General features: G+C 75.3%; 26 protein-coding genes. 8 read left to right on the top strand and 18 right to left on the bottom strand.

What is annotated here, in order from left to right; all coding sequences use genetic code 11:
- Window positions 1-225: 225 nt before the first annotated feature.
- A complete protein-coding gene (locus VFG42_RS26150; protein ID WP_324911791.1) occupies window positions 226-384 on the bottom strand; it encodes a hypothetical protein in 159 nt (52 codons plus the stop codon).
- A gap of 538 nt (window positions 385-922) precedes the next feature.
- A complete protein-coding gene (locus VFG42_RS26145; RefSeq protein WP_324911790.1) occupies window positions 923-2,188 on the bottom strand; it encodes a hypothetical protein in 1,266 nt (421 codons plus the stop codon).
- A 97-nt stretch (window positions 2,189-2,285) separates the two neighbouring features.
- Between VFG42_RS26145 and VFG42_RS26140 the strand changes: the two genes are divergently transcribed.
- Both VFG42_RS26140 and VFG42_RS26135 read left to right on the top strand, forming a co-directional pair.
- On the top strand, window positions 2,286-2,852 hold the full coding sequence (locus tag VFG42_RS26140) for a hypothetical protein (protein WP_324911789.1): 567 nt from the start codon (window positions 2,286-2,288) through the stop codon (window positions 2,850-2,852).
- 230 nt (window positions 2,853-3,082) lie between these two features.
- The gene (locus VFG42_RS26135) at window positions 3,083-4,198 is read left to right on the top strand and encodes a hypothetical protein (protein ID WP_324911788.1); all 1,116 of its coding nucleotides are present in this window, start codon (window positions 3,083-3,085) and stop codon (window positions 4,196-4,198) included.
- Here VFG42_RS26135 and VFG42_RS26130 read toward each other — a convergent pair.
- The 6 genes from VFG42_RS26130 to VFG42_RS26105 form a co-directional block, all read right to left on the bottom strand.
- The gene (locus VFG42_RS26130) at window positions 4,195-4,560 is read right to left on the bottom strand and encodes a copper resistance CopC family protein (RefSeq protein WP_324911787.1); all 366 of its coding nucleotides are present in this window, start codon (window positions 4,558-4,560) and stop codon (window positions 4,195-4,197) included. The genes VFG42_RS26135 and VFG42_RS26130 overlap by 4 nt on opposite strands.
- A gap of 33 nt (window positions 4,561-4,593) precedes the next feature.
- Window positions 4,594-4,944, bottom strand: coding sequence for a cytochrome c (locus tag VFG42_RS26125; RefSeq protein ID WP_324911786.1), 351 nt, complete (start codon window positions 4,942-4,944; stop codon window positions 4,594-4,596).
- Window positions 4,941-5,612, bottom strand: coding sequence for a YcnI family protein (locus tag VFG42_RS26120; protein ID WP_324911785.1), 672 nt, complete (start codon window positions 5,610-5,612; stop codon window positions 4,941-4,943). The genes VFG42_RS26125 and VFG42_RS26120 overlap by 4 nt, the downstream gene beginning before the upstream one ends.
- Window positions 5,609-7,393 (bottom strand): copper resistance CopC/CopD family protein, encoded by a 1,785-nt coding sequence (locus VFG42_RS26115; RefSeq protein WP_324911784.1) that lies wholly within the window; start codon window positions 7,391-7,393, stop codon window positions 5,609-5,611. The genes VFG42_RS26120 and VFG42_RS26115 overlap by 4 nt, the downstream gene beginning before the upstream one ends.
- Window positions 7,390-8,064 carry a hypothetical protein gene (locus VFG42_RS26110; protein ID WP_324911783.1) on the bottom strand — a complete coding sequence of 225 codons (675 nt, stop codon included), beginning with the start codon at window positions 8,062-8,064 and terminating at the stop codon, window positions 7,390-7,392. Before VFG42_RS26110 ends, VFG42_RS26115 begins: the two co-directional genes overlap by 4 nt.
- Before the next feature lie 81 nt (window positions 8,065-8,145).
- Window positions 8,146-8,475, bottom strand: coding sequence for a hypothetical protein (locus VFG42_RS26105; protein WP_324911782.1), 330 nt, complete (start codon window positions 8,473-8,475; stop codon window positions 8,146-8,148).
- 87 nt (window positions 8,476-8,562) lie between these two features.
- On the opposite strand from VFG42_RS26105, the gene VFG42_RS26100 reads away from it, so the two are divergent.
- Together VFG42_RS26100 and VFG42_RS26095 are read left to right on the top strand one after the other, a co-directional pair.
- Complete coding sequence (locus tag VFG42_RS26100; RefSeq protein ID WP_324911781.1) at window positions 8,563-8,901, top strand: hypothetical protein; 339 nt, start codon at window positions 8,563-8,565, stop codon at window positions 8,899-8,901.
- Between the two features lie 23 nt (window positions 8,902-8,924).
- Window positions 8,925-10,343, top strand: a complete 1,419-nt coding sequence (locus VFG42_RS26095) for a fenitrothion hydrolase (protein ID WP_324911780.1) — start codon at window positions 8,925-8,927, stop codon at window positions 10,341-10,343.
- Here VFG42_RS26095 and VFG42_RS26090 read toward each other — a convergent pair.
- Together VFG42_RS26090 and VFG42_RS26085 are read right to left on the bottom strand one after the other, a co-directional pair.
- Window positions 10,340-11,596 carry an EAL domain-containing protein gene (locus tag VFG42_RS26090; protein ID WP_324911779.1) on the bottom strand — a complete coding sequence of 419 codons (1,257 nt, stop codon included), beginning with the start codon at window positions 11,594-11,596 and terminating at the stop codon, window positions 10,340-10,342. The genes VFG42_RS26095 and VFG42_RS26090 overlap by 4 nt on opposite strands.
- 108 nt (window positions 11,597-11,704) lie before the next feature.
- Window positions 11,705-12,409, bottom strand: a complete 705-nt coding sequence (locus VFG42_RS26085) for an MBL fold metallo-hydrolase (protein ID WP_324911778.1) — start codon at window positions 12,407-12,409, stop codon at window positions 11,705-11,707.
- Window positions 12,410-12,506: 97 nt separating this feature from the next.
- On the opposite strand from VFG42_RS26085, the gene VFG42_RS26080 reads away from it, so the two are divergent.
- A complete protein-coding gene (locus VFG42_RS26080; RefSeq protein ID WP_324911777.1) occupies window positions 12,507-13,154 on the top strand; it encodes a glutathione S-transferase family protein in 648 nt (215 codons plus the stop codon).
- Here VFG42_RS26080 and VFG42_RS26075 read toward each other — a convergent pair.
- On the bottom strand, window positions 13,145-13,579 hold the full coding sequence (locus tag VFG42_RS26075; RefSeq protein ID WP_324911776.1) for a helix-turn-helix domain-containing protein: 435 nt from the start codon (window positions 13,577-13,579) through the stop codon (window positions 13,145-13,147). The genes VFG42_RS26080 and VFG42_RS26075 overlap by 10 nt on opposite strands.
- Window positions 13,580-14,037: 458 nt before the next feature.
- Here VFG42_RS26075 and nhaA point away from each other — a divergent pair, with 458 nt between their 5' ends.
- Window positions 14,038-15,189: a Na+/H+ antiporter NhaA gene (gene nhaA / locus VFG42_RS26070; protein ID WP_324911775.1), complete on the top strand. Its 1,152-nt coding sequence runs from the start codon at window positions 14,038-14,040 to the stop codon at window positions 15,187-15,189.
- On the opposite strand, the gene VFG42_RS26065 is transcribed toward nhaA, so the two are convergent.
- The 6 genes from VFG42_RS26065 to VFG42_RS26040 form a co-directional block, all read right to left on the bottom strand.
- On the bottom strand, window positions 15,146-16,486 hold the full coding sequence (locus tag VFG42_RS26065) for a HAMP domain-containing sensor histidine kinase (RefSeq protein WP_324911774.1): 1,341 nt from the start codon (window positions 16,484-16,486) through the stop codon (window positions 15,146-15,148). The two genes, nhaA and VFG42_RS26065, sit on opposite strands and share 44 nt — an antisense overlap.
- The gene (locus VFG42_RS26060; protein ID WP_324911773.1) at window positions 16,483-17,175 is read right to left on the bottom strand and encodes a response regulator transcription factor; all 693 of its coding nucleotides are present in this window, start codon (window positions 17,173-17,175) and stop codon (window positions 16,483-16,485) included. Before VFG42_RS26060 ends, VFG42_RS26065 begins: the two co-directional genes overlap by 4 nt.
- A 235-nt stretch (window positions 17,176-17,410) precedes the next feature.
- Window positions 17,411-18,181: an MBL fold metallo-hydrolase gene (locus tag VFG42_RS26055; RefSeq protein ID WP_324911772.1), complete on the bottom strand. Its 771-nt coding sequence runs from the start codon at window positions 18,179-18,181 to the stop codon at window positions 17,411-17,413.
- Window positions 18,178-20,265: a phage holin family protein gene (locus tag VFG42_RS26050; RefSeq protein WP_324911771.1), complete on the bottom strand. Its 2,088-nt coding sequence runs from the start codon at window positions 20,263-20,265 to the stop codon at window positions 18,178-18,180. The genes VFG42_RS26055 and VFG42_RS26050 overlap by 4 nt, the downstream gene beginning before the upstream one ends.
- A complete protein-coding gene (locus tag VFG42_RS26045) occupies window positions 20,262-21,029 on the bottom strand; it encodes a YhjD/YihY/BrkB family envelope integrity protein (RefSeq protein WP_324911770.1) in 768 nt (255 codons plus the stop codon). The genes VFG42_RS26050 and VFG42_RS26045 overlap by 4 nt, the downstream gene beginning before the upstream one ends.
- Window positions 21,030-21,031: 2 nt before the next feature.
- Complete coding sequence (locus VFG42_RS26040) at window positions 21,032-22,141, bottom strand: hypothetical protein (RefSeq protein ID WP_324911769.1); 1,110 nt, start codon at window positions 22,139-22,141, stop codon at window positions 21,032-21,034.
- 122 nt (window positions 22,142-22,263) lie between these two features.
- Here VFG42_RS26040 and VFG42_RS26035 point away from each other — a divergent pair, with 122 nt between their 5' ends.
- Both VFG42_RS26035 and VFG42_RS26030 read left to right on the top strand, forming a co-directional pair.
- Window positions 22,264-22,827 (top strand): DUF308 domain-containing protein, encoded by a 564-nt coding sequence (locus tag VFG42_RS26035; RefSeq protein WP_324911768.1) that lies wholly within the window; start codon window positions 22,264-22,266, stop codon window positions 22,825-22,827.
- The gene (locus VFG42_RS26030; protein WP_324911767.1) at window positions 22,824-23,282 is read left to right on the top strand and encodes a hypothetical protein; all 459 of its coding nucleotides are present in this window, start codon (window positions 22,824-22,826) and stop codon (window positions 23,280-23,282) included. The genes VFG42_RS26035 and VFG42_RS26030 overlap by 4 nt, the downstream gene beginning before the upstream one ends.
- 102 nt (window positions 23,283-23,384) lie before the next feature.
- On the opposite strand, the gene VFG42_RS26025 is transcribed toward VFG42_RS26030, so the two are convergent.
- Window positions 23,385-23,882, bottom strand: coding sequence for a DUF1269 domain-containing protein (locus VFG42_RS26025; protein WP_324911766.1), 498 nt, complete (start codon window positions 23,880-23,882; stop codon window positions 23,385-23,387).
- Window positions 23,883-23,979 lie beyond the last annotated feature (97 nt).

Raw genomic sequence — 23,979 nt, 5'->3', positions numbered from 1 at the left:
GTCGTCCCGCTGTTCCCAGCAAGCCGCTGGTCCCGAGGACGCCAACGCGTCCGCCGACGTCTACGCGAGCACGGTCGGCGGCCGGGTGACGTGGCATTCGCGCGGCGTCGACCCGGCGGCGGACGGCGACTCGCTCTACGGCGGGCGCTCCGACGACGGCCGCCACGTCGTCTTCGAGTCCTACAAGCAGATCCTCCCGGACGTGCCCGGCGGGACCGACCAAGTCTACGAGATCGTCGACGGCGCGACGCGCCTGGTCTCGGTCGTCGGCGGCGCGCCGGCGACGGCCAACGCGCGCCTCGGCGCCGGGCGCGGCGCGACCTGGTTCGCGATCGCGCCCAACCGCCGCGCGGTGTCGGCCGACGGCTCGCACGTCTTCTTCACCGTCGACGGCGAGCTCTACGTCCGCGTCGACGGCACCCGCACCGTGATGGTCTCGGCCTTCCAGCGGGCCGGCCACGAGGGCGAGCCGTCCGGCTTCGCGCAGTTCGAGGGCGCCGCCGACGACGGCCACGTCGTCGTCACCTTCACCAGCCCCGCGGCGCTGACCGACGACGCCTCCTCGGGCGGCGGGCTCTACGGCTACAACCTGCGCGACGGCCGCCTGCGCCTGCTCGCCGACACGCCGTCGTCGGACATCAACGACATGAAGACCACGCCCGACGGGGCGCGCGTCTACTTCGAGACCGGCACCGCCATCGGCGGCGTGGGCGGCCCCACCGGCGCGGACCCTCTGGGTCGCCCGCACCGACGGCAGCGACCTGCACCTCGTCGGCGCGGTCGACCCCGGCGACTCCACGCTCTGGAACCACGGCGAGAACTACAACCTGGTCGCCGTCTCGCCCGACGGCCTCCGGCTGGCCTTCGGCAGCGTGGCCGACCTCACCGACTACGAAAGTGGCGGCGTCCAGCAGGTGTACGTCTACGACGACGCCACCCGGAAGGTCATCTGCGCGTCCTGCCCGCCGGTCGGCGTGCCCGCGGCGGGCATGGCGTCGCTGCACAACCCCGAGAGCTCGATCCCGACCGCGCCGCGAAACTTCACGACCGACGGCCGCCTGTTCTTCGAGAGACGCCCCAGGCGCTCGTCGCCCAGGACGACGACCGGTCCGACGTCTACGAGCTGGGCCCCGACGGCCCGCGCCTCGTGACGCCGGGGACCGCGACCGACACGCACTTCATCGACAACAGCGCCGACGGCGACACGGTCTTCGTGCTCACGCGCGACGGCCTCGTGCCCGCCGACGTCGACGGCGGCAACACCGACATGTACGCCGTTCGCGTCGGCGGCGGCTTCCCGGAGGCGCCCGCCCCGTGCGCGGGCGTCGCCTGCCGCGGCTCCGAGTCGCCGACCCCGCCCGGACCGCCCGCGTCCGGCACGACGACGGCGGACGACCAGGCGCCGGGCAGCGCCCACCTGAAGGCGCCGACGTTCAAGGTGTCGTCGATCGGCGCCGCCGCCCGGCGCCGCTTCGCGCGCACCGGCACGCTGGCCGTCCGCGTGCGCGTCAGCGACACCGCCGTGCTGACGGCCACCGGCCGCGGCCAGGTGGGCAAGAAGCGCCGGACGGTCGCCTCCGGTCGCACGCACCGGTTCGGCGCCGGGAGCGTGACGCTGACCGTGCGGCCGACCTCGGTCGCGCGCAAGGGCGCTCGCGCGCAGCGGGCGCCTCACCGTCCGCCTGGCGATCGCCTGCGGCGACAGCCCGCGCGTCTCCCGCACGACGCTCGTGCTCAGGCACGCGACCAAGACCACCAAGAAGAAGGCCGCCCGATGAGCCACGTCCTCCGCACCGCGCGCGCCGCCGTGGCCGCGCTCGCCCTCGCGCTGCCCGCCGCGGTGCTCGTCGCCGCCGGCGCGGCGCCCGCCCAGGCGGCGAGCCTGCCGTTCGGCCCGCACGACTTCACGATGACGTTGACGACCACGCAGGCGGGCGGGCACCCCGACCTCACGACGAGCTTCGCCCTCAACACCATCGACGCGCCGGCCGACGATCCGATGCCGCCCAACATCGGCACCGACGACGACCCGATCTACGCCGACCCTGCGCAACGTCCGGCTGGCGCTGCCCCCCGGCCTCATCGGCGACCCGACCCACATCCCGCAGTGCCCGGAGTCGAGCTTCGGCCAGGGCGGCTTCGGCGCGGGCTGCGATCCCGAGACCCAGGTCGGCGTCGTCCGGCTCAAGGTCGACCTCGGCTTCGGCGGCCTGGTCGGGGACGAGTGGTACCCCGTCTACGACATCGCGCCGCCGGGCGACCAGCCCGCCGTGTTCGGCTTCTCGGTGAGCATCCCGAACGTCCCGATCGGCTTCCGCGTGCGGACCGAGGGCGACGCCGGCCTGACCGCGCAGCTGACGGGGATCAACCAGCCCGCGCGGATCTTCGCGCAGTCGATGACGCTCTGGGGCATCCCGGCCGACGCGTCGCACGACGGGCAGCGCGGCGGCTGCCTGCTGACCAACACCACCGACGACGGCGATCCGAGCACGCCGCTGCCCGACACGCGCTGCCCGGTCGCGGTGCCGCGCGTGCCGCTGCTGCGCAACCCGACGTCCTGCGGCGCGGAGCTGCGGACGACGCTCGACGTCTCCTCGTGGACCGACCCGGACACCTACGTCCGGGCCACCGCGACGGCGCCCGCCATCACCGGCTGCGACGCCGTGCCGGCGACCTGCCCGGACGCGTCGAAGATCGGCAGCGTCGCGATCGACACGCCGCTGCTGGCCAAGCCGCTGGCCGGCACGATCTACCTCGGCGGATCGCCGTCGCCCCGCCACTACGAGATCTTCGCGGTGGCCGAGGGCTCGGGCGTCCGGCTCAAGCTGCCTGGGACATCGCGGCCGATCTGACCACGGGGCAGATCACCGCGACGTTCGACCAGACGCCGCAGCAGCCGTTCACCGCGTTCCGCCTGCACTTCGACGCCGGCCCGCGCGCGGTCCTGGCGACGCCCGACGCGTGCGGGACGACCAGCGCGCACGCCACGCTGTACCCGTGGTCGGGCCGTCCGGCGACCCAGCTCGACGTCCCGGTCACGCTCGGCGGCGGCGCCTGCCCGGCGGCGCTGCCCTTCGCGCCCGTGCTCAGCGCGGGCCTGGCGACCAGCGCGGCCGGGAGCGACTCGCCGTTCACGCTGACGCTCGCGCGCGACGACCGCACGCAGCAGCTCGGAGCGATCAGCTCGGTGACGCTGTCGCCCGGCCTGACCGCGCACGTCGGGTCGGTTCCGCGCTGCGACGCCGACCGCGCGGCGGCGGGTACCTGCCAGCCGGAGTCCCGTGTCGGCCAGGTGGTCGTCGTGGCGGGCGCCGGGGCGCACCCGTTCCACCTCACCGGCACGGCCTACCTCACGCAGGGCTACCGCGGCGCGCCGTTCGGGCTCAGCCTCGTCGTCCACACGCTGGCCGGCCCCTACGACCTCGGCACGGTCGTCATCCGCTCGGCGATCGACGTCGGGCGCGACGCGCGCGTCACGGTCCGGACCGACCCCGCTCCGCGGGTCCTCGACGGGATCCCGCTGCGGCTGCGGACGGTCGGGCTGATCCTCGACCGTCCGGGCTTCATGGCGCCGCCGACGAGCTGCGCGCCCAGCGCGGTGCAGGCGACGGTCACCTCGGTGTCCGGCGCGACAAGCCGGGTGTCGTCGCGCTTCGCGATGGGCGGCTGCTCGCGCCTGACGTTCGCGCCGAAGATCGCGATCAAGGCCCAGGTCAGCACGAAGGCCAAGGGCGCCGGCCTGCACGTCGCGCTGAGGATGCCGACGGGCGGGGCGAACCTGAAGTCGGTCTCTGTGAAGCTCCCGTACGCGTTCCTCATCAAGTTGAAGACGCTCGGGACGCGGTGCACGCCGGCGCAGGCCGAGGCGCTGACCTGCCCGGCGGCGTCGAAGGTCGGCGGCGCGCGCGCCCGGACGCCGCTGCTCGACCAGCCGCTGAAGGGGCCGGTCCACCTCGTGCAGGCGAAGGCGAAGCTGCCCAAGCTGTTCGTGGTCCTGCAGGGCGCGGGCGTCACGATCCCGCTCATGGGCGACACGACGTTCGACCTCGACCTCCCGCACGACCGGCGCTCGATCCTCGAGACCGACAGGCCGACGTGCCGCGGGGAGTCCGCGACCGTGACGTTCGTCGCCCAGAACGGCGCGAAGCTCAAGCGGACCGTGCCGGTCCCTCCGCCGGATCACCGCGTGCGGCGCTAGCGCGCGGTGAAGGTCCAGCTGCCGGTCTCGCTGTCGCCGTCGTCGGCCCGGACGCGCCAGCTGACCTTGTACCGGCCCGCGGCGAGCTTCTTGGCGAACGACGCGCTGAGCACCGTCTTCTTGGCGTTGAGCCCGGAGGACGTGGCGCGGACCGCCTTGCCGTCCTTGGTCACCGCGATCTTGCCGGCGAGGACCGCCTCGCCGAAGGTGACCGCGACGCGCTTGACGTCGCCGCGGGTCGTGCCCGGGGCGGGCGTGCGGGACTTGACCGGCGCGTGGGCGAAGGCGGGCGCGGCGGTGGCGGCCAGCGCGAGCGCGCCGGCGACGGCCAGCGCGGCGACGGGACGGGACGGCTTGAACATGATGATGGTGCTCCTGATGGTGGAGGGGTTGGGTCAGTGGCCGGCGACCGACGAGACGTAGCGCGCGACCGCCTGGATCTGCTGGGCTGACAGCTGGTCGTCGAAGGCGGGCATCCCGCCGCCGCCGTGGGTGACCTGGCGGACGACCGCCGCGTCCGACGGCCTGAGGGTGTCGAGGTTGGGCCCGACCTGGCCCTTGGCGCCCGCGTCGGCGAGCGTGTGGCAGCTCGAGCAGCCGACGCTCGTGAAGAGCTGCTTGCCGGTGGCGACCGCCGACGAGGTGGTCGTCGCGGTGGAGGTCCTTGTGGACGACCCGCCGCCCCCGCAGCCGGCGACCGCCAGCGCCACGGCGCCCGCGGCGGCCACGAGCGGCGCCCGCCTCATGGCCGCCTCCGGGCCATCAGCGCGCCGGCGCCCAGCGCGCAGCCGATGACGCCGACGATCAGCGCGGCGACGCCCAGGCCCTTCGACGCGCCGTCGCCGCCCTGCTTGACGACGGTCGTGGTCGCGGCGGCCGCGGGCGCCGCGGCGCCGGCGGCCTTGGTGACCGTGATCCGCGGCGCCGGGGTGTCGGCGTCCGGCGGGCCGATCCAGCGGACGACCTGGCCGTTGCTGTAGGTCTGCAGCGCCTTGAACGTCAGCTGGTCGCCGGGCTTGCCGGGGATCTGCACCGACAGCGGGAAGTCGCGGAACTGGCCGGGCTGGATCCCGTCGGCGCGGCTCTCGGCCGTGAACGTGATCCGGCTGACCTCCTCGTCGATCGGGCCGTCGTCGGTCTGGATCGGCTTGGCGAGCTTCGACTTGGTGATCTTGGCCGACCACCCGGGCACCGCCTCGTAGGAGGCGGAGGCGAAGCCGTGCGGGAGCTGGACGTCGACCTTCGTGGTGACCGCGGCGTCCTGCTCGTTGGGGACGCGCACCGCCTCCAGCGTGAACGCGCCCGCGGGCGCCGTGTCGGGCTGGAGCGTCACGTGCGCGTCGGCGACCGCGGGGACGGCGGCGGCGCACGCCAGCACGGCGGCGGCGGTGGCGACGACCGGCGAGCGGCTCATCGGATCTTGACCTCCAGCTTCTTGGTGTACTCGTCGAAGGCGCTGACGCGCACGGTGATCGTCACCGTCCACGTCCCCGGCACGCCGAGCGTCAGCGCGGGCACGAGGTAGTGGCCCGGGCCCGCCTTGTCGGCGGCGACCTCGCTGGCCCCGATGTCCTTGGACGGCAGCGCCGCGGCGACCCGGACCTCCTTGGCCGTGTCGAGCTGGGTGCCGGTCTTCGGGTCGGTCAGGTACAGGTGCAGCTCGTTGACGCCGACCCGCGCCGGGTCGATCGTCAGCTGCAGCTCCTGCGGGCCGACGTGCGTGACCGTGTTGTAGGGGCCGCTGCCGATCGCGGTCGGGGGCGCGTAGCCGGCCAGCGCGCCGGTCGCCGCCAGCGCGGCGACGATCAGCAGCGCCTCGGCGCGCAGCGTGCGGCGCAGGACGAGGCCGTCGGCGCCCGGGGTGCGCCCGGCGTCGGCCGCCGCGCGCAGGCGCGGGATCGTGCGCTGCCGGTTGACCGCGCCGAGCACGACGATCCCGAGCAGGACCATCACCTTGATGAACGTCGCGCGGCCGAAGGCGGTCGAGAACACGAGGTCGAGGTGGCGGATCTCCACGACGGCCTGCAGCAGGCCGGTGATCAGCAGCCCGACGATGCCCGCCAGCGCGATCGTCGAGAAGCGCTCGACGGTCGCGGCCAGCAGCGGCCCGCGCTCGCCGGCCTCCAGCGCGCGCGTGGCGGCGGGCAGGCAGACCAGCAGCGCGGCGATCCCGCCGACCCACGCGCTGACCGACGCGACGTGGATCGCGTTGGCCGGGAACAGCACCGCGACGGGATCCTGCGTGGAGCCGTGGCCCGACAGCGCCGGAACCAGGATGAGGTAGACGAGCGGCACCGCGAGCACCAGCGCCGGCCAGCGGCCCGCGCGCATGCGCGGCAGCGCCAGGCCGGTGGCGCCGACCGTCGCGGCGCGCAGGACCGGCGCCGGCGGCCGGATCGCGACCAGCGCGCCGACCAGCACCCAGCACAGCCCGGCGATCAGCCAGACCGTGCCGAAGCGCGTGCCGATCACGTCGCCGACGAGGCGCGGCTTCAGCGCCGACCAGAACGTGACGCCCGCGCCCTCGGCGGCCTCGAGCGCCAGCGCGGCCGCGGCGCTCAGCACGCCGGCCGCCGCGGCGATCAGCAGCAGCCGCCGCGTCCGCGCCGCGAACGCCTCCGACGCCGCGCGCCAGCCGTCGCCGCCGCCCCCGACCGCCGCCAGCGCGCCGGTCCAGACGACCAGCAGGAACAGCAGCGCGCCCGCGCCGACGGCGATCGCCGCGTACTGCACCGCGCGCGCGGTCGAGAACGCGACGCTCGTGACCGTGCCGGCCTTCGAGCTGCTCAGCAGGTCCTCGACCGACTTGCCGCCGCCGGCGCTCGCGTGGCCGACGTTGAAGACGACGCCGCTGGAGACGATGTGGCTGTCGGCCGACACCACGCGGTAGGTCGCGGTGTAGGTGCCGTCCGCCAGGTTGGGCTTGAGGTGGACGGCGAGCTGCTTGCCGATGCCGTTGGGGTGGAACGCGTCGCCCTGGTCGACGCGGTCGCCCTTGGCGTCGAAGACCCGGACGGCGCCGAAGTTGCCCTCGACGGCCTCGTCGAAGCGGAAGACCACCTGCGACGGCGCCTGGGCGACCGTCGCGCCGCGCGCGGGGACACTGCCCTCCAGCGTCGCGTGCGCCGACGCGCCCGCGGCGCCGGCCAGCAGCGCGGCGAGCGCCGCGACGAGGACCGCGAGGGCGCGCCTCACCAGGCCTCCGCCGGCTCGCCGTCGGTCGGCGTGCCGCCCGCCCGCCGCCGGCGGGTGACGACGATCGCGGCGCCGCCCGCCACCACCAGCACGACCAGCGCGACGATCGCGCCCGTCGGCGGGCCGCCGTCCTTCTGCGGCGACCACCAGTAGGCGCCGGTGATCGCGCCCTTGGACGACCCGATCGAGATCGGGATCGTGTAGTCCTGGATCTTCTGGCGCGCGCTCTTGTCCTTGACCGACGGCGGCGTCCCCTTGCCCATGTAGTGCATCCGGTGGTCGTGCCACTGGAAGCTGCCGGTGCGGTCCAGGACCTTCCAGCTCGGCGTCGCCTTGGACGTCGCGTTGGACGGCACCTTGACGTTGGCGTACCGGTCGTTGTTGAGGTAGTAGGCGGGCGAGTTGAGGTTCTGCTCGACGGTGCCGTCGGCCTTGACCCGCGCGTAGGGCTCGTCCTGGTAGCCGTAGATCAGGATGTCCTGCTTGGAGTGGTTGGTCAGCTCGAAGCGGTCGTCGCGGTTGAGGACCTGCAGCGTGACCCCCGGCGTCTTGGGCGTGACGCCGGTGACGATCGACTCCATGTTGGGGTTGCCCTGGTGCGCGGAGGCGACCGGGACGGCGAGGGCCAGCGCGGCGAGGACGCCGAGCGGCGGGACGAGGTGGCGACGCATATGGGTGGGTGGGTTCCCTGGTTCGGGGCAGCGATGCGTGCTGCCGTGGAAGGCGGACTGCGGCGGCGGGCAGGCGCGGGCTCAGCGCGCGGCGAGGGCGCGCGGCGGCGCGCGCCCGGCCAGGCGGCGGGCGAGCAGCAGGCCGCCGGAGCCGTGGTGCGCGGCGGGCGGTCGGCGCGCCGGGGGCGCGGCGGCGGCGCGGGGCCGGAGCGCGGCGCGGCGGGCGTCGGCCAGCCGGGCGATCGTCCGCTCGCCGACGTAGCGGCCCGCCATCAGCGGCAGGACCAGCGCGAAGACCGGGACCAGCGAGAGCCAGACCACGTCGAGCTCGGCGAACGTGGCGTGGCAGAGCAGCCACGCGGTCACCAGGAGCGCGGCGAGCAGCAGCGAACGCGCGGCTCGACGGGGCATTGCCACGGGATAGTAGTCGACCCCGCCGGGGCCGACGACCGGGAGCGTGCCGCGCGGCAGGGCCACGGGGCTCTAGCCTCCGCGGTCATGGTCCTCCGTGTCGCGCGCATCCTGGTCGCCTCGCTGGCGGCCGCCGCGATCGCCGGCGCGGGCATGGCCGTGGACGCCGAGACGACGCTGGGCCTCCTGCCGTTCCTGGTGGTGATGGTGCCGCTGCTGGCGGGTCGCTACCTCGGCGAGGAGCGGATCGCCACGCTGGCGCGGGGCCGACGACGGCGCGCGACGCGGCGCCGCCGGGACCGGGACGCCGTCGCGGCGCCCCGGCGCCGTGCCGCGGCCGCGACGGCCGGCGGCGGGCTGCTGGTCGCGCGGCGGCTGGCCGGACGGGCGCCGCCGGCGCGCCGTGCCGCCGCCATCGCCGCCTGACCGACCCGTCCCGAGGAGGACCCTTGCTCCGCCCACACCACCGCCGCCGCCGCGCGGGGGCCGCCGCGCTGTCGCTCGCGCTCGCCCCGCTGGCCCTGCCGCCGGTCGCCGCCGCCCACGGCCTGGCCGGCCGCACCGACCTGCCGGTCCCCGGCTGGATCTTCGCCTGGGCGGCGGGCGTCGTGCTCGTGCTGTCGTTCGTCGCGCTGAGCGTCCTGTGGCAGCGGCCGCTGCTGGAGGGGGTCCGCTCGCGCCCGGTGCTCCGGATCCCGCGCGTGGTCGAGCCGCTGGCCGGCGCGGTCGGGATCGCGGCCTTCGTCGGCCTCGTCCACGCGGGCCTCGCCGGCACGCAGGAGCCGCTGGCCAACATCCTGCCGACGTTCGTCTTCGTCGTCTTCTGGGTGGCGGTGCCGGTGCTCAGCGCGATCTTCGGGGACTTCTTCGCGCCGCTGAACCCGTGGCGGGCGACCGCGCGCGCGGCGGCGTGGTGCGTCCGACGCGCGGGGCGGCCCGACCGGCGCGCGCCGCTGGCCTATCCGGCGTGGCTGGGGCGCCGGCCCGCGGCGCTCGGCCTGCTGGCCTTCGCCTGGGTCGAGCTGGTGCTCGTCGACCGCGACGACCCCTCGACGCTGGCCTGGCTGGCCATCGCCTACGCCGTGACGCAACTCATAGGCATGGCCTTGTTCGGGATCGCGACGTGGTGCGAGCGCGCCGACCCGTTCGGCGTCTACTTCGGCCTCGCGGGTCGCCTGGCGCCGCTGGAGGTCCGGGCGCGCACGCTGCGCGTGCGCCCGCCGCTGACCGGGCTGACGAGCCTGCCCGCGCTGCCCGGCACGGTGGCGATCGTCTGCGTGCTGATCGGGACGACGAGCTTCGACGGCGCGGCCATGGGCCTCTGGAAGCAGGCCGGCCCGTCGGTCACGCGCTTCTTCGGCGACCTCGGCGCCGGGCCCGACGCGGCCACCGAGCTGGCGGGGACCTTCGGCCTGCTGGTCGCGGTGGCGGCCGTCACCGCCGCCTACCTGCTCGGCGTGCGCGGCATGGCCAACGCGGTGCGGCGGCCGGTGCGCCCGGAGCGCTTCGCGCACACGATGGCGCCGATCGCGCTGGCCTACGTCGTCGCGCACTACTTCTCGCTGGTCGTCTTCCAGGGCCAGGCGATGGCCGCGCTGGTCTCCGACCCGCTCGGCGACGGCTCCGACCTGCTCGGCACCGCGCGCTCGACCGTCGACTACAACCTGATCTCCTCGCACGCGATCTGGTACGTCCAGGTCGCCGCGCTGATCCTCGGCCACGTCGGCGGCCTGGTGCTCTCGCACGACCGCGCGCTCGTGCTCTTCCGCGGCCGCGCGGCGGTGCGGTCGCAGTACTGGATGCTGGCGATCATGGTGGGCTTCACGTCGCTGGGCCTGTGGCTCCTGTCGACGGTCAGCGCCTCCTAGTGGCGCGGCGGATCGTCGACCCGGGCGAGCGCCAGCGCGAGCGGCGCGGCGACCGTGCGCGCCCGGACGATGTGCCGGCGCGACCAGGCGTGGCGCTCGTGGCGGTAGATCTCCAGGATGCCGACCGCCCGGCCGCGGCAGCGCAGCGGGACCATCAACATGCTCCCGAAGCCCTGGCGCTCCATCAGCGCGCGCTCGGACGGGTCGTCGAGGTGGTCGCCGACGAGGACCTGCACGGCCTCGCCGGTGTCCAGCGCGGCGGCGGTGGCGGGGAAGTCGGCGAGGCGGTGGACCGGCTCCTCGCGCCAGAGGCGCCCCGCGGTGGCCAGGACCATCGGGCCGTCGTCGCCCTCGACGACGCGCGAGACGTAGACGTCGTCGACGCCGAGCAGGCCCTGCAGGCCCGCGATCGCGTCCTCGAAGTCGTCGTCGGTGGTGGCGTCGGCCAGCGCCTGGGCGACCGCGTCGATGTCCATGCCCAGCGGGTCGGCGGGCCGCAACGCGGCGCTCTGGCTGTAGCGGGCGGCGGTGGCGGCCAGCGGGTCGACGGCCGGACGGCCGGGCCCGGGCGGGGCGAGGTGGAAGCCCTGGCCGAGCGCGACGTCGAGGTCGGCGAGCGCGAGCAGCTCGCCGAGCTCCTCGATGCCCTCGGCGCAGACGCGCGCGTCGAGGTCGCGGCCGAGCGCGACCAGCGCGCGGACGAGCGCGGCCTTGGCCGGGTCGCGATCGACGCCGGCGACCAGCGTGCGGTCCAGCTTGATGATGTCGGGCGCCAGCGCGAGCACCTGGCGCAGGCTCGCGTAGCCCGCGCCGGCGTCGTCGACCGCGACGCGCGCGCCGCGGGCGCGCAGCGCGGCCAGCGACTCGGCGATCGCCGACTCGGTGGTGACCAGCTCGTTCTCGGTGATCTCGACGATGACGTTCGAGAGATCGCGCGGCAGCGCGCGACGCACGTCGGGATGGTCGAGCGCGGAGGCGCTGACGTTGACCGAGATCGGCACGTCGGGGTCGTCGCCGCCGTCGCGGTCGCGGAACGCCGCGTCCAGGGCCGCCGCCTCCAGCTCAGGGCCGACGCCGTGCTCGCGAGCGAGGGCGAACGCGACGTCGGGACGGGACCCCGAGCTGAAGCGGGCCAGGGCCTCGTAGGCGACCGCCCGACCGGTCGTCAGGTCGACGATCGGCTGGAAGTGGGCGTGCACGTCGCCCAGCTGGGCGAGGGCGGAGGCGGCGGTGGAGAGGGTCGTCAGCGGCATGGGCGTCCGGGCGGCGGGGCCGTGAGTTCGGCCCCGACCTTTCGGTGTTCGGCATCATGCTCAGATCCCTTCAACGCCGAGCATCCCCCGAGCGGGGGAACTTGCGTGTCAGACGCGGGCGGGCGTGGGCGGCGCCGCGGGCGCGTCGTCGGGCAGCGCGGCGGCGAAGCGCAGCAGGGCCTCGGGGTCGCGGTGGGGGCGGCCGTGGCCGAAGACGACGAGCGCCGGGCGCAGCTCGGCGACGCGGCGGATCGACGCGCGGTTGCGCGCCGGATCGATCGTGAAGCGGGACGGCGGCTCGTGCAGGCCCGGGCGGCCGGTGATCGGATGGCGGCCGAAGAGCACGTCGCCGGCGATCAGCGTGCGGTCCTCCTCGCGCCAGTAGCTGAGATGGCCCGGCGAGTGGCCGGGCGTCTCCAGCGCCACGAAGCCCGCGTCCAGCTCGTCGCCCTCGACCAGCTCGCGGTCGACGGCGACCGCCGGGCCGCGCCAGTGGCGCGCCTGCCAGCGGGTGATCGGGTTCTGGGGCGTCAGCGCGTCGTCGCGGCCGGAGCGCAGCGCCTCGGCCTCGCCGGCCGGCGCCCAGAACGGGATCCCGAGCTGTCGCACGAGCGCCGCGCTGGAGCCCTGGTGGTCGGAGTGGCCGTGGGTGACGGCGTGGGCGGTGATCCGCAGGCTCGCGGTGTCGCGCAGGATCCGGCGCAGCGCGTGGCGCGTGGCGGCGTCGACGATCGTGCCGCCCGCGACGTAGACGTTGAACGCGTAGGCGGGACGCGACGGCAGCAGGCGCAGGTCCGGTGCGAGGTCGAGCATGCGCCATACGGTGGCGTATGGCGCGCGCGCTGTCAATACGGTGGCGTATGGCGCGGGACGGATCTCACGTCGCGCCCCGTCGGCGCGTTGCATCGTCGTGCGCCTCTACGACTACGCCGCCTCCGCCAACGCCTACAAGGTCCGGCTCCTGCTCGCCGAGCTGGGCCGCGACGACGTCGAGCGCGTCGCGGTCGACATCTTCGACGGCGCGACGCTGACCGACGGCTACGTCGCGCTGAACCCGTCGCGGACCGTGCCGGTCCTGGAGCTGGACGACGGCCGGACGCTGCCGGAGTCCGGCGCGATCCTGTGGCATCTGGCCGAGGGCACGCCGCTGCTGCCCGACGATCGCCTCGACCGCGCCCAGGTCCTGCGCTGGCTGCTGTGGGAGCAGGCCGACCTGGTCCACGCGATCGCCGGCCTGCGCTTCCGCCTGATGACCGGCCGCCTGACGCCGGAGGAGCCCGCCGCGCGCGCCCGGCACGCGGCCGCGCTGGAGGTGCTGGCGCTGTTGGACGACCATCTGCGCGACCGGCCGTTCCTGGTGGGCGACGCCTACACCATCGCGGACGTCGCGGTCTACGGCTACGCGCACGTGGCGTCCGACGCGGGCCTCGCGCTGGAGCCCTACCCCGCGGTCGTCGGCTGGCTGGGGCGCGTCGCGTCACGGCCGGCGTACATGAACGACCTCGTGCCGTACCCGCCCAACGCCTCCGTGCTCGCCGGGCGCTCGATCTACGGCTGAGGCGGCGTCAGGAACGCCGCGAGGAAGAGGTCGACGAGCGTGTCGACGATCGCGAGCGCGGTCGGGCGGTGGTCGCGCGCGGGCAGCAGGCCCTGGGCGGCCAGCGCGTCGGCCTCGCGCTCGACCAGCTCGGCGAAGCCGCGCAGGACGTCGCGGCGGTGGCGCTCCAGCTCGAGGCTGACGCCGACGGCCGTGGCGAGGCGGGTGTGGCGGTCGTAGACCGCGCGCAGCAGCTCCTCGCGCGTCTTGAGCGACTCGTAGAAGTAGCGCGGGTTCAGCCGCGTGGCCGAGCAGAGCGCCTCGATCGACGTGTTGGCGTAGCCCTGCGTGCCGAACAGCTCCAGGCCCGCGTCCAGCAGGCGCTCGCGCCGCTCGGCGCGGCGCTCGTCGGCGGTGCGGCCGCCGTATCGCTGACCCGCGGGCATCGGGGCGGAGTCTCCGAGCGGTCCGCCGCTCGCATTCTGGAAAGACCTCTTGACAGATTGACGCCGCACGCCGTTCCTCGACGCGCGGCCGCGCGCGCTGCACGGGAACGTCGAGATCCCGGCGGCGGCGAGCCGCGCGCTGAAGCGCGCGCCGAGCGCGATCCGCGCGCTCGTCCAGACCAAGCTGAAGGACAAGCGCTTCACCACCGTCAACCTGGTCGCGACCGAGCGTCGGCGGGCGCGACCACCTCATCTCCTCCGGCGGGCCCCGCGTTCCGTCCCGATCTCCAGCCCCGACGCTGAGCTGGGAGCAGGGCGTCTTCGCGATCGACGAGGGCCCGGAGGTCCTGCGCTGCGGCGATCGCGTGCACGTCATCTACTCGGCGAGCTGGTGCGGGACCAAGGCCTACGCCATGGGTCGCCTCACGGTCTCCGCCCGCGCCGCTAGCGTGCGGGCGGTGGACGACGACCGCCCGGACCGCCTTGGCGCCCTGCGCGAGTACCTGCACGACGAGGCCGTCGGCGGGATCGCGCTGCTGGTCGGCGTGGTCGTCGCGCTGATCTGGGCCAACGTGGACGTCGGCGGCTACGAGCGCACGTGGCACCGCGAGCTCGACGTCCTCGGCCTGCACCTCGACCTGCGCCACTGGGTCAACGACGCGTTGATGGTGGTGTTCTTCTTCGTCGTCGGCCTGGAGATCAAGCGCGAGCTGGTCATCGGCGAGCTGCGCGACCGCCGCGCCGCGCTGCTGCCCGTGGTCGCCGCGGCCGGCGGCGTCGCGCTGCCCGCGCTGATCTTCGTGGCCTTCACGGTCGGCACGCCCGACACCAAGGGCTGGGCGATCCCGGCCGCGACCGACATCGCCTTCGCCGTCGGCGTCCTGTCGCTGCTGGGCCGCCGCGTCCCGTCCGGGGCCAAGCTGTTCCTGCTGACGATCGCGATCGTCGACGACATCGCCGCGATCGCGATCATCGCGATCTTCTACACCGAGTCGATCGCGCTGGGCTGGCTGCTGGCCGCGATCGCCACGCTGGGCATCACCTACGCCATCCGCGACCGCGTGCCGTGGATCACCGTGTACGTGTTGATCGGCGCGCTGGCGTGGGTCGAGGTGCACGAGTCCGGCGTGCACGCGACGATCGCGGGCGTCGCGCTGGGCCTGATGACGCCCGCCCGGCCCGTGCGCGGCCGCGAGGTCCTGGCCACGCTGGAGCACCGGCTGCATCCGCTCAGCGCGCTGGTGATCGTGCCGGTCTTCGCGCTGGCCAACGCGGGCGTGGACCTGACCGGCGGCGTGCTGTCGGCCGCGGCGGGCGAGCGCCTGGCGTGGGCGATCGCCGTCGGCCTGCTGGTCGGCAAGACGCTCGGCATCACCGGCGGCACGCTGCTGGGCCGGCGGCTGGGGTGGGGCGTGCTGCCCGAGGGCGTGACGACACGGCACGTCGTCGGCCTCGCGATCCTCGGCGGCATCGGGTTCACCGTCTCGCTGTTCATCACCCAGCTCGCCTTCGACGACCCGGCGCGGATCGCCACCGCCAAGATCGGGATCCTCTTCGGCTCGGCCGTCAGCGCGGTGCTGGGGGCGGCGTGGCTCGCGGGCCGGCGCTGAGCGCCACCGGCAGGTCGAGCACGAAGCAGCCGCCCGGGCCGTCGCCGGCGAGCACGACGTCGCCGCCGCACGAGCGCGCCAGGCGCCGCGCGAGCGGCAGGCCGAGGCCGGCGCCGCCGCCGCCCGCGCCGCTGACGCCCGGCTCGAAGACGCGCTCGCCGAGCGCCGCGTCGACCCCCGGCCCGTCGTCGCGGACCGCGAGCCGCACGTGCCCGGGCACGGAGGAGAGCTCCAGCGTGATCGCGGACGCCGCGTGGCGGCGGGCGTTGTCGACCAGCGGCGCGAGCGCCCGGCGCAGGACGTCCGGATCGCCCTCGGCCGCGGGCACGCCGCCCTCGGGCACGGTCACGCGCGCGCCCGGCACCTCGTGCGCCAGGGCCTCGAGGTCGACCGACCCGGCGCCGGGGTCGAGCTCGCGGCGCGCGACGGCCAGCAGCGTGTCGACCGTCTCGGTCAGCCGCCGTCCCTGCGCGATGACCACGCGCAGCGCGGCCTCGCGCTCGGCGTCGGCCTCCGGCCCGGAGGCGTCCAGCGCCAGCTCCGCGCGGCCCATCACGCCGGCCAGCGGCGTGCGCAGCTCGTGGGCGACCTCGGCCGCGAAGCGCTGCTCGTGACGGCGCGACGCCGCGATCCGCGCCAGCAGCCCGTCGAGCGTGGCGGCCAGGCCGGTCAGCTCGTCGCGGGGCGGCCCGAGGCCGAAGCGCTGGTCGAGGTCCTGCGCGCCCCACGTCTCGGCGGCGTCGGTCATCGCGACGACCGGCGCCAGCGCGCGGTCGATCGCGCGCCGCAGCGCCAGGCCGCCCGCGACCAGCACGAGCAGCGCGACGACCAGCGACCCGACGACCACCTGCTGCTGCAGCGTCTCCAGCCCCTCGGTCGACAGCGCGACGACGACCGCGCCGATCGGCTCGGCCCGCCCCGGCGCGACGATCGGCTCGGCCCGCAGCGCGACGTCGTGGGGCCCGTCGTGCTCGCCGAACGCCTGGCGGCGGCCGAGGTCGATCGCCGCCGTGTCGAGCGCGTCGCCGACGACGTCGGGCTGCTCGATCACGGTCGCGCCCTCCAGCACCCAGGCGTGGCGGTCCAGCGACGCCTCGGTCGGCGTCGCGCGCACGGTGACGCGGCCGTCGCGCACGTCGATCGTCGCCAGCACCGCCTCGGCCTGCGTGCGCAGCTCGCTGGAGGCCTCGGAGTGCACGCGGACGTCGAGCAGGACGTTGCCGGCGACGACCAGCGCGCCGAGGCCGGCGGCCAGGATGACCAGCGACGTCAGCAGGATGCGGTTGCGGAAGCTCACCCGAAGCGGTAGCCGACGCCACGCGCGGTCTGGATCGTGTCCTCGGTCCCGGCCTCGCGCAGCTTGCGGCGCAGGCGCGCGACGTAGGTGTCGAGCGTGTTGTCGTGGACGATCGCGCCGTCGGGCCAGGCCGCGGCCACCAGCGCTGGCCGCCGGACGACCTCGCCGGGCTTGGCGGCCAGCCGCGCCAGCAGCCGGAACTCGGTCGGGGTCAGCGGGACCGAGCGGTCGCCGAGGACGATCGCGTGGGCGGCCGGGTCCAGGCGCATCGCCGCCGCGTCGGAGGCGGCCTCGGCGACGGCGGCGGTCGTCCCGGCGGCGCCCCGGCGCACGAGCGCCTGGACGCGGACGACCAGCTCGGCGATCGCGAACGGCTTGGTGAGGTAGTCGTCGCCGCCGGCGTGGAAGCCGCTGAGCCGGTCGGGCAGCGCGTCGCGCGCGGTCAGGAACAGCACCGGCGTGCCGACCCCGCGCGCCCGCAGCGCCTGGCAGACGTCGCGCCCGTCGGCGTCGGGCAGGCCGACGTCGAGGATCAGCACGTCGGGCGGGTCGGCGCCGAAGGCCGCGACCGCCTCGGAGCCGGTCGCGGTCGTGCGGACCGCGAAGCCCTCGCGCGCGAGCACGTCGCGCACGACCCCGCGCAGGTCCGCGTCGTCCTCGCACAGCCCGGCGGTCGGGGACAGGCCCATGTCCAGGCGATGGTAGGCGCTGGGCCGCCGCTCGGGGGCCGGCTTCCGGCGGCGCGGGCTCACCCGACGCGGCTGAGGCCCGGTCATCCGCGCGTGGGCCAAGGTGACGTCATAGCCGCCGGCGACCGACCGCTCATCGTCGCGCCCTGGTGGGCGATCGCGCTCTGCGAGGCGCTCGGGGACCCCGACGAGGACGGCAAGACCCTGCGCATCGTGCTCGGCGTCGTCCGCGGCGTCAGACGGCGGGGAGCGGGAGCGTCTCGCCCGGCGCCAGCGCCGCCAGGCGAACGTCCGGCGCGTGCGCGGCCAGCGCCTTCGCGAACGCGGGCATCGGCTCGCTGAGCAGCGCCTCGCGGCCGCGCACCAGCTGCGCGGGGACGAACGTGCCCCAGTGGATCGGGACGACGACCGCGGGGCGCAGGAGCGCGGCGGCCTTCGCGGCGCGCTCGGGGTCGAGGTGGCCGGGCCCGAGCTTCGGGCCCCAGCCCGCGATCGGCAGCAGCGCGACGTGCAGGCCGCTCTCGCCGATGTGCGCCATGCCGTCGAAGAGGTCGGTGTCGCCGGCGAAGTAGATCCGCTTGCCGTTGCGGGTCACCACGTAGCCGAGCGCGTCGGGCGACGACGCGGAGCGCGCGAGCGGATGGCGGCGGCCGTCGTGGCGGGCCGGGACCGCGCGGACGCCGACGCCGTCGACCGTGACGCCGTCGCCGACGGCCAGCTCGACCGCCCGCGCGCGCAGCGCCATGGGCAGGAAGCGCCCGGCGCCGCGCGGCACGACCACGGCCGGGTGGCCGCCCACGCGCCGCAGGCTCGGCAGGTCGGCGTGGTCGCGGTGCAGATGGGAGAGGACGACGACGTCGGTCGTGCCGGCGTCCGGGACGACGGCGGGCGCCGCGCGGCGCAGGTGGCCGACGCGCGTGCGCAGGACCGGGTCGGTGAGCACGACCGTCCCGCCGAGCGACAGCTCGACGGTGGCGTGCCCGATCCAGCGCAGCCGGTCGTTCATGGCGCCGCCGGGGCCGAAGGTGTCGGGAGCGCGTCGTCGTCGCGGAACGCCCCGTGCCCGAGCCGCGCCAGCCATGCGCGCAGCAGCCGATGGACGGCCTCGGCGCCGACGAGGTCCTCGTCGGGCAGCGGCAGCGACGTGGGCGCCAGCAGGAACGGGAAGCTCTGCGTCCCGCCGAGGCCGCCGTGGGAGCCGACCAGCTCCTCGAACGCGCCGACCTCGCCCGTCTGCGGGTCGTAGGCGCCGTTGACCATGATGTCGGGGCAGTGCGGGAAGGCCGACGAGCGCGCGACGTGCCGCGCGGCGCGCGGGCCGAACGGCGCCAGCGGATCGACCCCGACGACGAGGCCGTCGCCCAGCCGGCGCTCGCCTCGGGCGCCGAGCACGACGTCCTCGCCGGAGGCGTCGCGCACGAGCACGAAGCCGACGCCGGGATGGTGGCGCAGGCGGTCCAGCAGCTGCGGGTACGCCGCGTCGACGTCCTCCCGCGTGACCCGGCCCGCGCGGCGCGGGAAGCTGATCAGCCCGAGGTTGCCCGACGCCATCACGACGACCTCCGGCGGGGCCTCGGCCCGCTCAGCGTCCCGCCGCCCCCGATCCGGGTCACTCCCGACGTCGATGTGACGTTCGGAGTGACCCGGATCGGGGGCGTGCGTCACCGCGCGCTCGGCCCGCACCAGCGCCCGGCCGCCGGCGCGCGACGAGGTGCCCGCGGCGGCCTCGGCGAGGCCGGCGCCGAGGCGCCCGAGGGCCTCGTCCTCGGCCGCCGTCTGGGCCGCGACGGCACCGCGCCCGCAGGCCTCCATGACGACCTCCTCGAGCGTCACGCCGTGGCGCTGGCGGAACGTCGCGCCCTGCGACTGGCCGTGGTCGCTGAGCACGACGATCTCGTAGGGCCGTGGGGCGCGCGCCGCGGCGGCGGCGATCCGCGCGATGCGGCGGTCGACGCGGGCGAGCACCGCCAGCGTGTCGCGCCGCTCCAGGCCGGAGTGGTGGGCGACCTCGTCGTAGGCCAGGAACGTGGTGTAGATCGTCGGCCGCCCGGCCTCCAGGTCGCCGATCACGGTCTCGACCTGGAGGTCGAGCTGGACGGCGGTCGCGAACGCGCGCACGGCCGCGTAGGACCAGTCGCGCGCGATCCGCGGCACGACGTCGCGCCGGCGCTGGCGGCCCGCCTCGCGGCGCTCGACGAGCATGTCGCCGACGGCCAGCACCAGCGTGCGGACCATGTTGTAGGGGTCGGCGAAGTAGGTGAAGTAGTCGCGCCCGAGCCGGTCGCGGCGGACGTCGAGCACGGTGCTCATCGTCAGCAGCGAGTGCGGCGCGTCGCCGGAGAGGATGTTCGCGCGCGACGCGCCGTCGTCGTGCAGCAGCCCGCGCCCGTCGGAGACGCGCGCCTCGATCTCCGCCGCGTCGCGTGGGTGGTTGGTGACGATCGCGCGCTCGCCGTCCTTCTCCCACCAGCGGAACGCGGGCAGGTCGTGGTTGTCGCCGTGCAGGATCCCGGCCTGGCAGGCGCCGGTCTGCGACGACCAGTCGGTCTCCCAGCGCACGAGCCGGTGGCGGCCCTCGTGGACCCAGCGCGCCAGCGCCGGGACCGTGCCGTCGCGTAGCGCGCGCCGCAGGACGTCGTGGGCGAGGCCGTCGATCTCCAGCATCAGCAGGCCGGGGACGTCGGTCTCGATCCGGTCGCGCGGCCTGGGCCGCCGCGCGAGGTGGCCGCGGAAGCGGTCCTCGTCGTCGATCGACAGCAGCGACGCGGCGATCGACGTCAGCACGGTCACCAGGACGATCGCCAGCACGGCGTCGAGCACCGTGGCGATCGAGACGCCCGGCACGATCGCCGCGGCGGCCAGCAGCACGATGGCGTTGAGCAGCAGCGCGCCGAGGCCGATCGTCGCGACCGTCAGCGGCAGCGTGATCCGGATCAGCAGCGGCCACAGCAGCGCGTTGAGCAGCGCGGCGACGATCACCGCCAGGACCGCGGCGCCGGCCGAGGCGACGACGAAGCCGGGCAGGATCCAGGCGGCCAGCAGCAGCCCCGCCGCCGCGACGACGATCGTGCCCAGCGCGCGGCGGATCACGAGGTGACGCCCCCGCGCGAGATGAACGGGTACGAGCCCAGCGCCGCCGCGACGACGACCACGAAGCCGCCCGCCCACAACAGCGACAACAACGAGAACGCCACGCCGATCGCGCCGAACTGCTCGGCCGACGACGTGACCGCGCGCGGCGCGTAGATCGCGGCGCCCGCCGTCAGCGCGGTCATCCCCACCGCGGTCAGGCCGGCCTGCAGCAGGAGGTGCTTCCAGGGCACGCGCCGCCCGAGCAGCACGTAGGGCGTCGCCAGCCAGAACGCGAACGTCCCGGCCAGCGAGATCACCCAGCGCACGACGCCGTCCAGCGTGTCGCTGACCAGCGGGAACAGGGTCCAGTACAACGCGAACAGCGCCAGCCAGCCCAGGCCCCAGGACGTGGCGCGCATCCCGCGGCGGTCCTGGTCCCAGCTGCGCTCGAACAGCGACTGCACGCGGCGCGTGAACGACAGCGCCGAGACGACGACCAGCAGCAGGCCGACGATCGTGATCGACGTCCCCTCGGCGGGGGCGGCGAACGCGCGCCGGACCGCGGTCGCGCCGTCGCCGCTGAGGTCGAAGCGGTGGATGACGCCGTCGGCCATCGAGCCGCCGTCGCGCGCGCCCCAGCTCGCGAACACGATCAGCATCGGGATCAGCGCGCTGAACGCCTGCGCGCCGATGACCAGCGAGCGGTCGACGATCTCGAAGGCGATCAGGCGGTCGACCATCGCGCGGCCCTCGGCCGTGGCGCGCGCCGTGGTCGACGGCACCCTCACGTGACGGCCTTGGGGGTGGCCGGCGTCGGGGGCGGGGCGGCCCGCGCCTCGGTCTCCCGCGCGATCTGGCGCCGCAGCGCCCACACGCCCGCGCCGGCGAGGACCAGGTACAGGACGATCCCCAGCGGCCGCGTCGACGCGGGCAGCAGGCCCGCGGCCAGCAGCGCGACGATCGCGCCGAGGACCACGATGTAGGGGATCTCGGGATGGACGACGACGACCGGGGCGACGAACCGCCGGACGCTCGCCGCCCACGCGGTGCCGCCGGCCAGCCAGCCGCCGATCGCGCACAGCGCGCCCAGGACGATGCCGGTGCCGGCGATCTCGCGCAGCAGCGACGTGAGCACGTTCCAGGTCGCGGTCGCCGCCGGGGCCGCGGTGCCGTTCTGGGTGACCTCCGTGACCAGCTCGCGGCCCGCGACGCGCCGGACGACGAGGACGATCAGCGCGGCGACGATGAGCGTCAGCCCGGCGACGAGCAGCCCGCGCGCCCGGTCGGGCCAGACCGCGACGATCGCCACGAGCGCGACGACCGACAGCGCCGCGCTGATCCAGCGCACGGCCTTCAGCAGGTTGACCGCCTTGCGCGCCGTGGCGATCTGGTGGCCGTCGAGGATCTTGACCGTGGCCTTGTGGCCCGTCGCCGCCCCGCGGACGCCGAGGCGCTGGGCGAGCACGCCGAGCTGGGGGCGCAGGTCGAGGGTCACGCCGCGCTTGGCCAACGGTCCGTCGCCGTGCTCGATGACCGCGACCAGCTGGTTGTGCAGCAGCCGCACGCTCTTCTCCCACAGCGACTGGAACGCGCCCGAGCGCATGATGCGCTTGGTCGCCCGGTCGGCCAGCTCGCCGGCGCCGGCGGTCAGCGGCCCGGCCAGCGGCGCCAGCCGCGGCGGCAGCGCGGCGCGCAGCTCGTTGGAGACCGTGTCGCCCTGGGTCAGCTGGTCGGAGAGGTAGGCGGCGGTCGTGTTCTGGATCGCGGGCTGCTGCAGGAGCTGCACGCCGGCCTTGGTGAACTGGTCGGCGTCGAGCAGCTGGCGCTCGGCCCACGCCCCGAGCGCGGCGATCACCAGCAGGAAGGTGGCGAGAACGGGCAGCGCGCGTCTCATGTCGCCAGCCTGCGCGCGCCGTGGGTGAGGACGCCTCACCCCGTCCGTGTGATGGCCGGTCACCCCCGCCGTTGGCACGGTGGCGCCATGCACGTCCACCTCTCACTCCCCGCGCCGGTGCGATGAGCGCGGCCTACCCGTCGGCCGACCCGTTCGGCGGCGTCGGCGACACGCCCTCCGGGCCGCCGCGGTGGCTGGCCGCGATCGCCGGCGCCCTGTCGGTGGTCATCGGCGTCGCCGCGCTGATCTGGCCGGGACCGACGCTGCTGGCCGTCGGCCTGCTGTTCGGCATCTACTTCACGATCTGGGCGGTCTCGGCGCTGGTGCGCGCGATCGGCGCCCACGAGCTGCCGGTGGGGCTGCGCCTCCTCGACATCATCGTGTCGGTCATCGGGCTGCTGCTCGGGCTGACGCTGATCGTCCGGCCGGGCGCCTCGGTGGCGACGGCGGCGCTGCTGCTCGGGTTCTGGTGGCTGTTCCTCGGCGTGATGCAGTTGGTCCACGGCGTGGTCGACCCTGCCGCCCGGGTGTGGAACGTCATCTGGGGGATCATCGGGGCGGCCGCCGGGATCATCATCCTGGCCTCGCCGGAGATCGCGCTGGGCACGCTCGTCCTGGTCGTGGGGATCAGCCTCATCGTCCAGGGCCTGCTCGAGTTGATGGTGGCCTTCGGAGGTGGACGATGAACATCCGGCACACGACGACGGCGACGCTGGCGGTCACGGCGCTGCTGGGCGGCGGCGCGCTGGCCGGCTGCGGCACCTCGCCCGAGGACACCGCGCACAGCGACGGCAAGGCGGTCGGCAAGGCGATGGCCCAGCTCAGCAACGCGACCAACGCCCAGGAGCTGACCTCCGGCGTCACGGCGGTCCGCAACGCGGTCTCCGACGTCAGCGACGACGTGAGCTCGCGCGTGCGCGGCCAGGTCGACGCGCAGCGCGACAGCCTCAACTCGGTGGTCGGCAACCTGCGCACCGCGATCACCTCCGACAACGCCACCGCGCAGAGCAACGCGCGCGTCGAGCTGCAGTCCGACATCCAGGACCTGCGCTCCCGCGCCCAGTCGTTCAGCAAGACCAACGACTCGGTGACCAACAGCTTCTGGGACGGCGTCAAGGACGGCTTCGACGACGCCCAGTGAGGGGGCGCCGTCGGGGCCCGCGCGCCCGCCCTCCGACGCCGCCCAGGCCGACGCGTCGTCGCCGTCGGCCTGGGACACCTCGACGGACAGGACCGGTGACGCCTACGCCGGCTGCTTGGCGCCCGCGCTCTCCAACGCCTCGCGCAGCTGCGTGTCGGCGTCGTCGGACAGCGAGGAGTGGATCAGCGTGCCGGGCACGTGGATCTCGTCCAGGATCTTGTCCTTGTTGACGTTGCGGACCAGGCCGACGAGCGCGGCCGTGCCCGGCTGCAGCTCGTTGCCCAGCTCCTTCATGAAGTTGTCGTCGACGCCGGCGTCGCTCAGCGCGCCGGCCACGGCGCCCGTCGCCGCGCCGACCGCCATGCCGAAGACCGGGACGAGGAAGAGCAGGCCGATGAGGCCGCCCCACGCGGCGCCGCCCAGCGCGCCGACGCCCGCCAGCGACGGCTGATGCAGCTTGATCTTGCCGTCTTCGCGGCGCTCGATGATCACGAGGTCGTCGACGTCCAGCAGCTTGCCCTTCGCGGCCTCGCCGATGCGGCCGGCGACCTGCCGGGCGGTGGCGACGTCGGGGTAGGCGATGGCGATGAGATCGCTCATGAGGATGATGGCTCCGATGCGTGTCGTGGGTGGACCACGCCGATCCTCGGCCGCGCGAGGGTGAGCCCGCCCCGTCCGCGGCGGGTGAGGCAGGCGC

The organism is Baekduia sp. (genome assembly GCF_035685985.1).
Taxonomy (GTDB): Bacteria; Actinomycetota; Thermoleophilia; order Solirubrobacterales; family Solirubrobacteraceae; genus Baekduia.
Note: the sequence above shows the minus strand (reverse complement) of the source record. Positions and strands in the feature narration are given on the sequence as shown.

Excerpts from the sequence above, each read along its gene's own strand:
- VFG42_RS26130 (WP_324911787.1), bottom strand. The coding sequence starts at position 4,560 with ATGTTCAAGCCGTCCCGTCCCGTCGCCGCGCTGGCCGTCGCCGGCGCG.
- VFG42_RS26125 (WP_324911786.1), bottom strand. The coding sequence starts at position 4,944 with ATGAGGCGGGCGCCGCTCGTGGCCGCCGCGGGCGCCGTGGCGCTGGCG.
- VFG42_RS26120 (WP_324911785.1), bottom strand. The coding sequence starts at position 5,612 with ATGAGCCGCTCGCCGGTCGTCGCCACCGCCGCCGCCGTGCTGGCGTGC.
- VFG42_RS26110 (WP_324911783.1), bottom strand. The coding sequence starts at position 8,064 with ATGCGTCGCCACCTCGTCCCGCCGCTCGGCGTCCTCGCCGCGCTGGCC.
- VFG42_RS26105 (WP_324911782.1), bottom strand. The coding sequence starts at position 8,475 with ATGCCCCGTCGAGCCGCGCGTTCGCTGCTGCTCGCCGCGCTCCTGGTG.
- VFG42_RS26100 (WP_324911781.1), top strand. The coding sequence starts at position 8,563 with ATGGTCCTCCGTGTCGCGCGCATCCTGGTCGCCTCGCTGGCGGCCGCC.
- VFG42_RS26090 (WP_324911779.1), bottom strand. The coding sequence starts at position 11,596 with ATGCCGCTGACGACCCTCTCCACCGCCGCCTCCGCCCTCGCCCAGCTG.
- VFG42_RS26085 (WP_324911778.1), bottom strand. The coding sequence starts at position 12,409 with ATGCTCGACCTCGCACCGGACCTGCGCCTGCTGCCGTCGCGTCCCGCC.
- VFG42_RS26075 (WP_324911776.1), bottom strand. The coding sequence starts at position 13,579 with ATGCCCGCGGGTCAGCGATACGGCGGCCGCACCGCCGACGAGCGCCGC.
- VFG42_RS26060 (WP_324911773.1), bottom strand. The coding sequence starts at position 17,175 with ATGGGCCTGTCCCCGACCGCCGGGCTGTGCGAGGACGACGCGGACCTG.
- VFG42_RS26055 (WP_324911772.1), bottom strand. The coding sequence starts at position 18,181 with ATGAACGACCGGCTGCGCTGGATCGGGCACGCCACCGTCGAGCTGTCG.
- VFG42_RS26040 (WP_324911769.1), bottom strand. The coding sequence starts at position 22,141 with ATGAGACGCGCGCTGCCCGTTCTCGCCACCTTCCTGCTGGTGATCGCC.
- VFG42_RS26035 (WP_324911768.1), top strand. The coding sequence starts at position 22,264 with ATGAGCGCGGCCTACCCGTCGGCCGACCCGTTCGGCGGCGTCGGCGAC.
- VFG42_RS26030 (WP_324911767.1), top strand. The coding sequence starts at position 22,824 with ATGAACATCCGGCACACGACGACGGCGACGCTGGCGGTCACGGCGCTG.
- VFG42_RS26025 (WP_324911766.1), bottom strand. The coding sequence starts at position 23,882 with ATGAGCGATCTCATCGCCATCGCCTACCCCGACGTCGCCACCGCCCGG.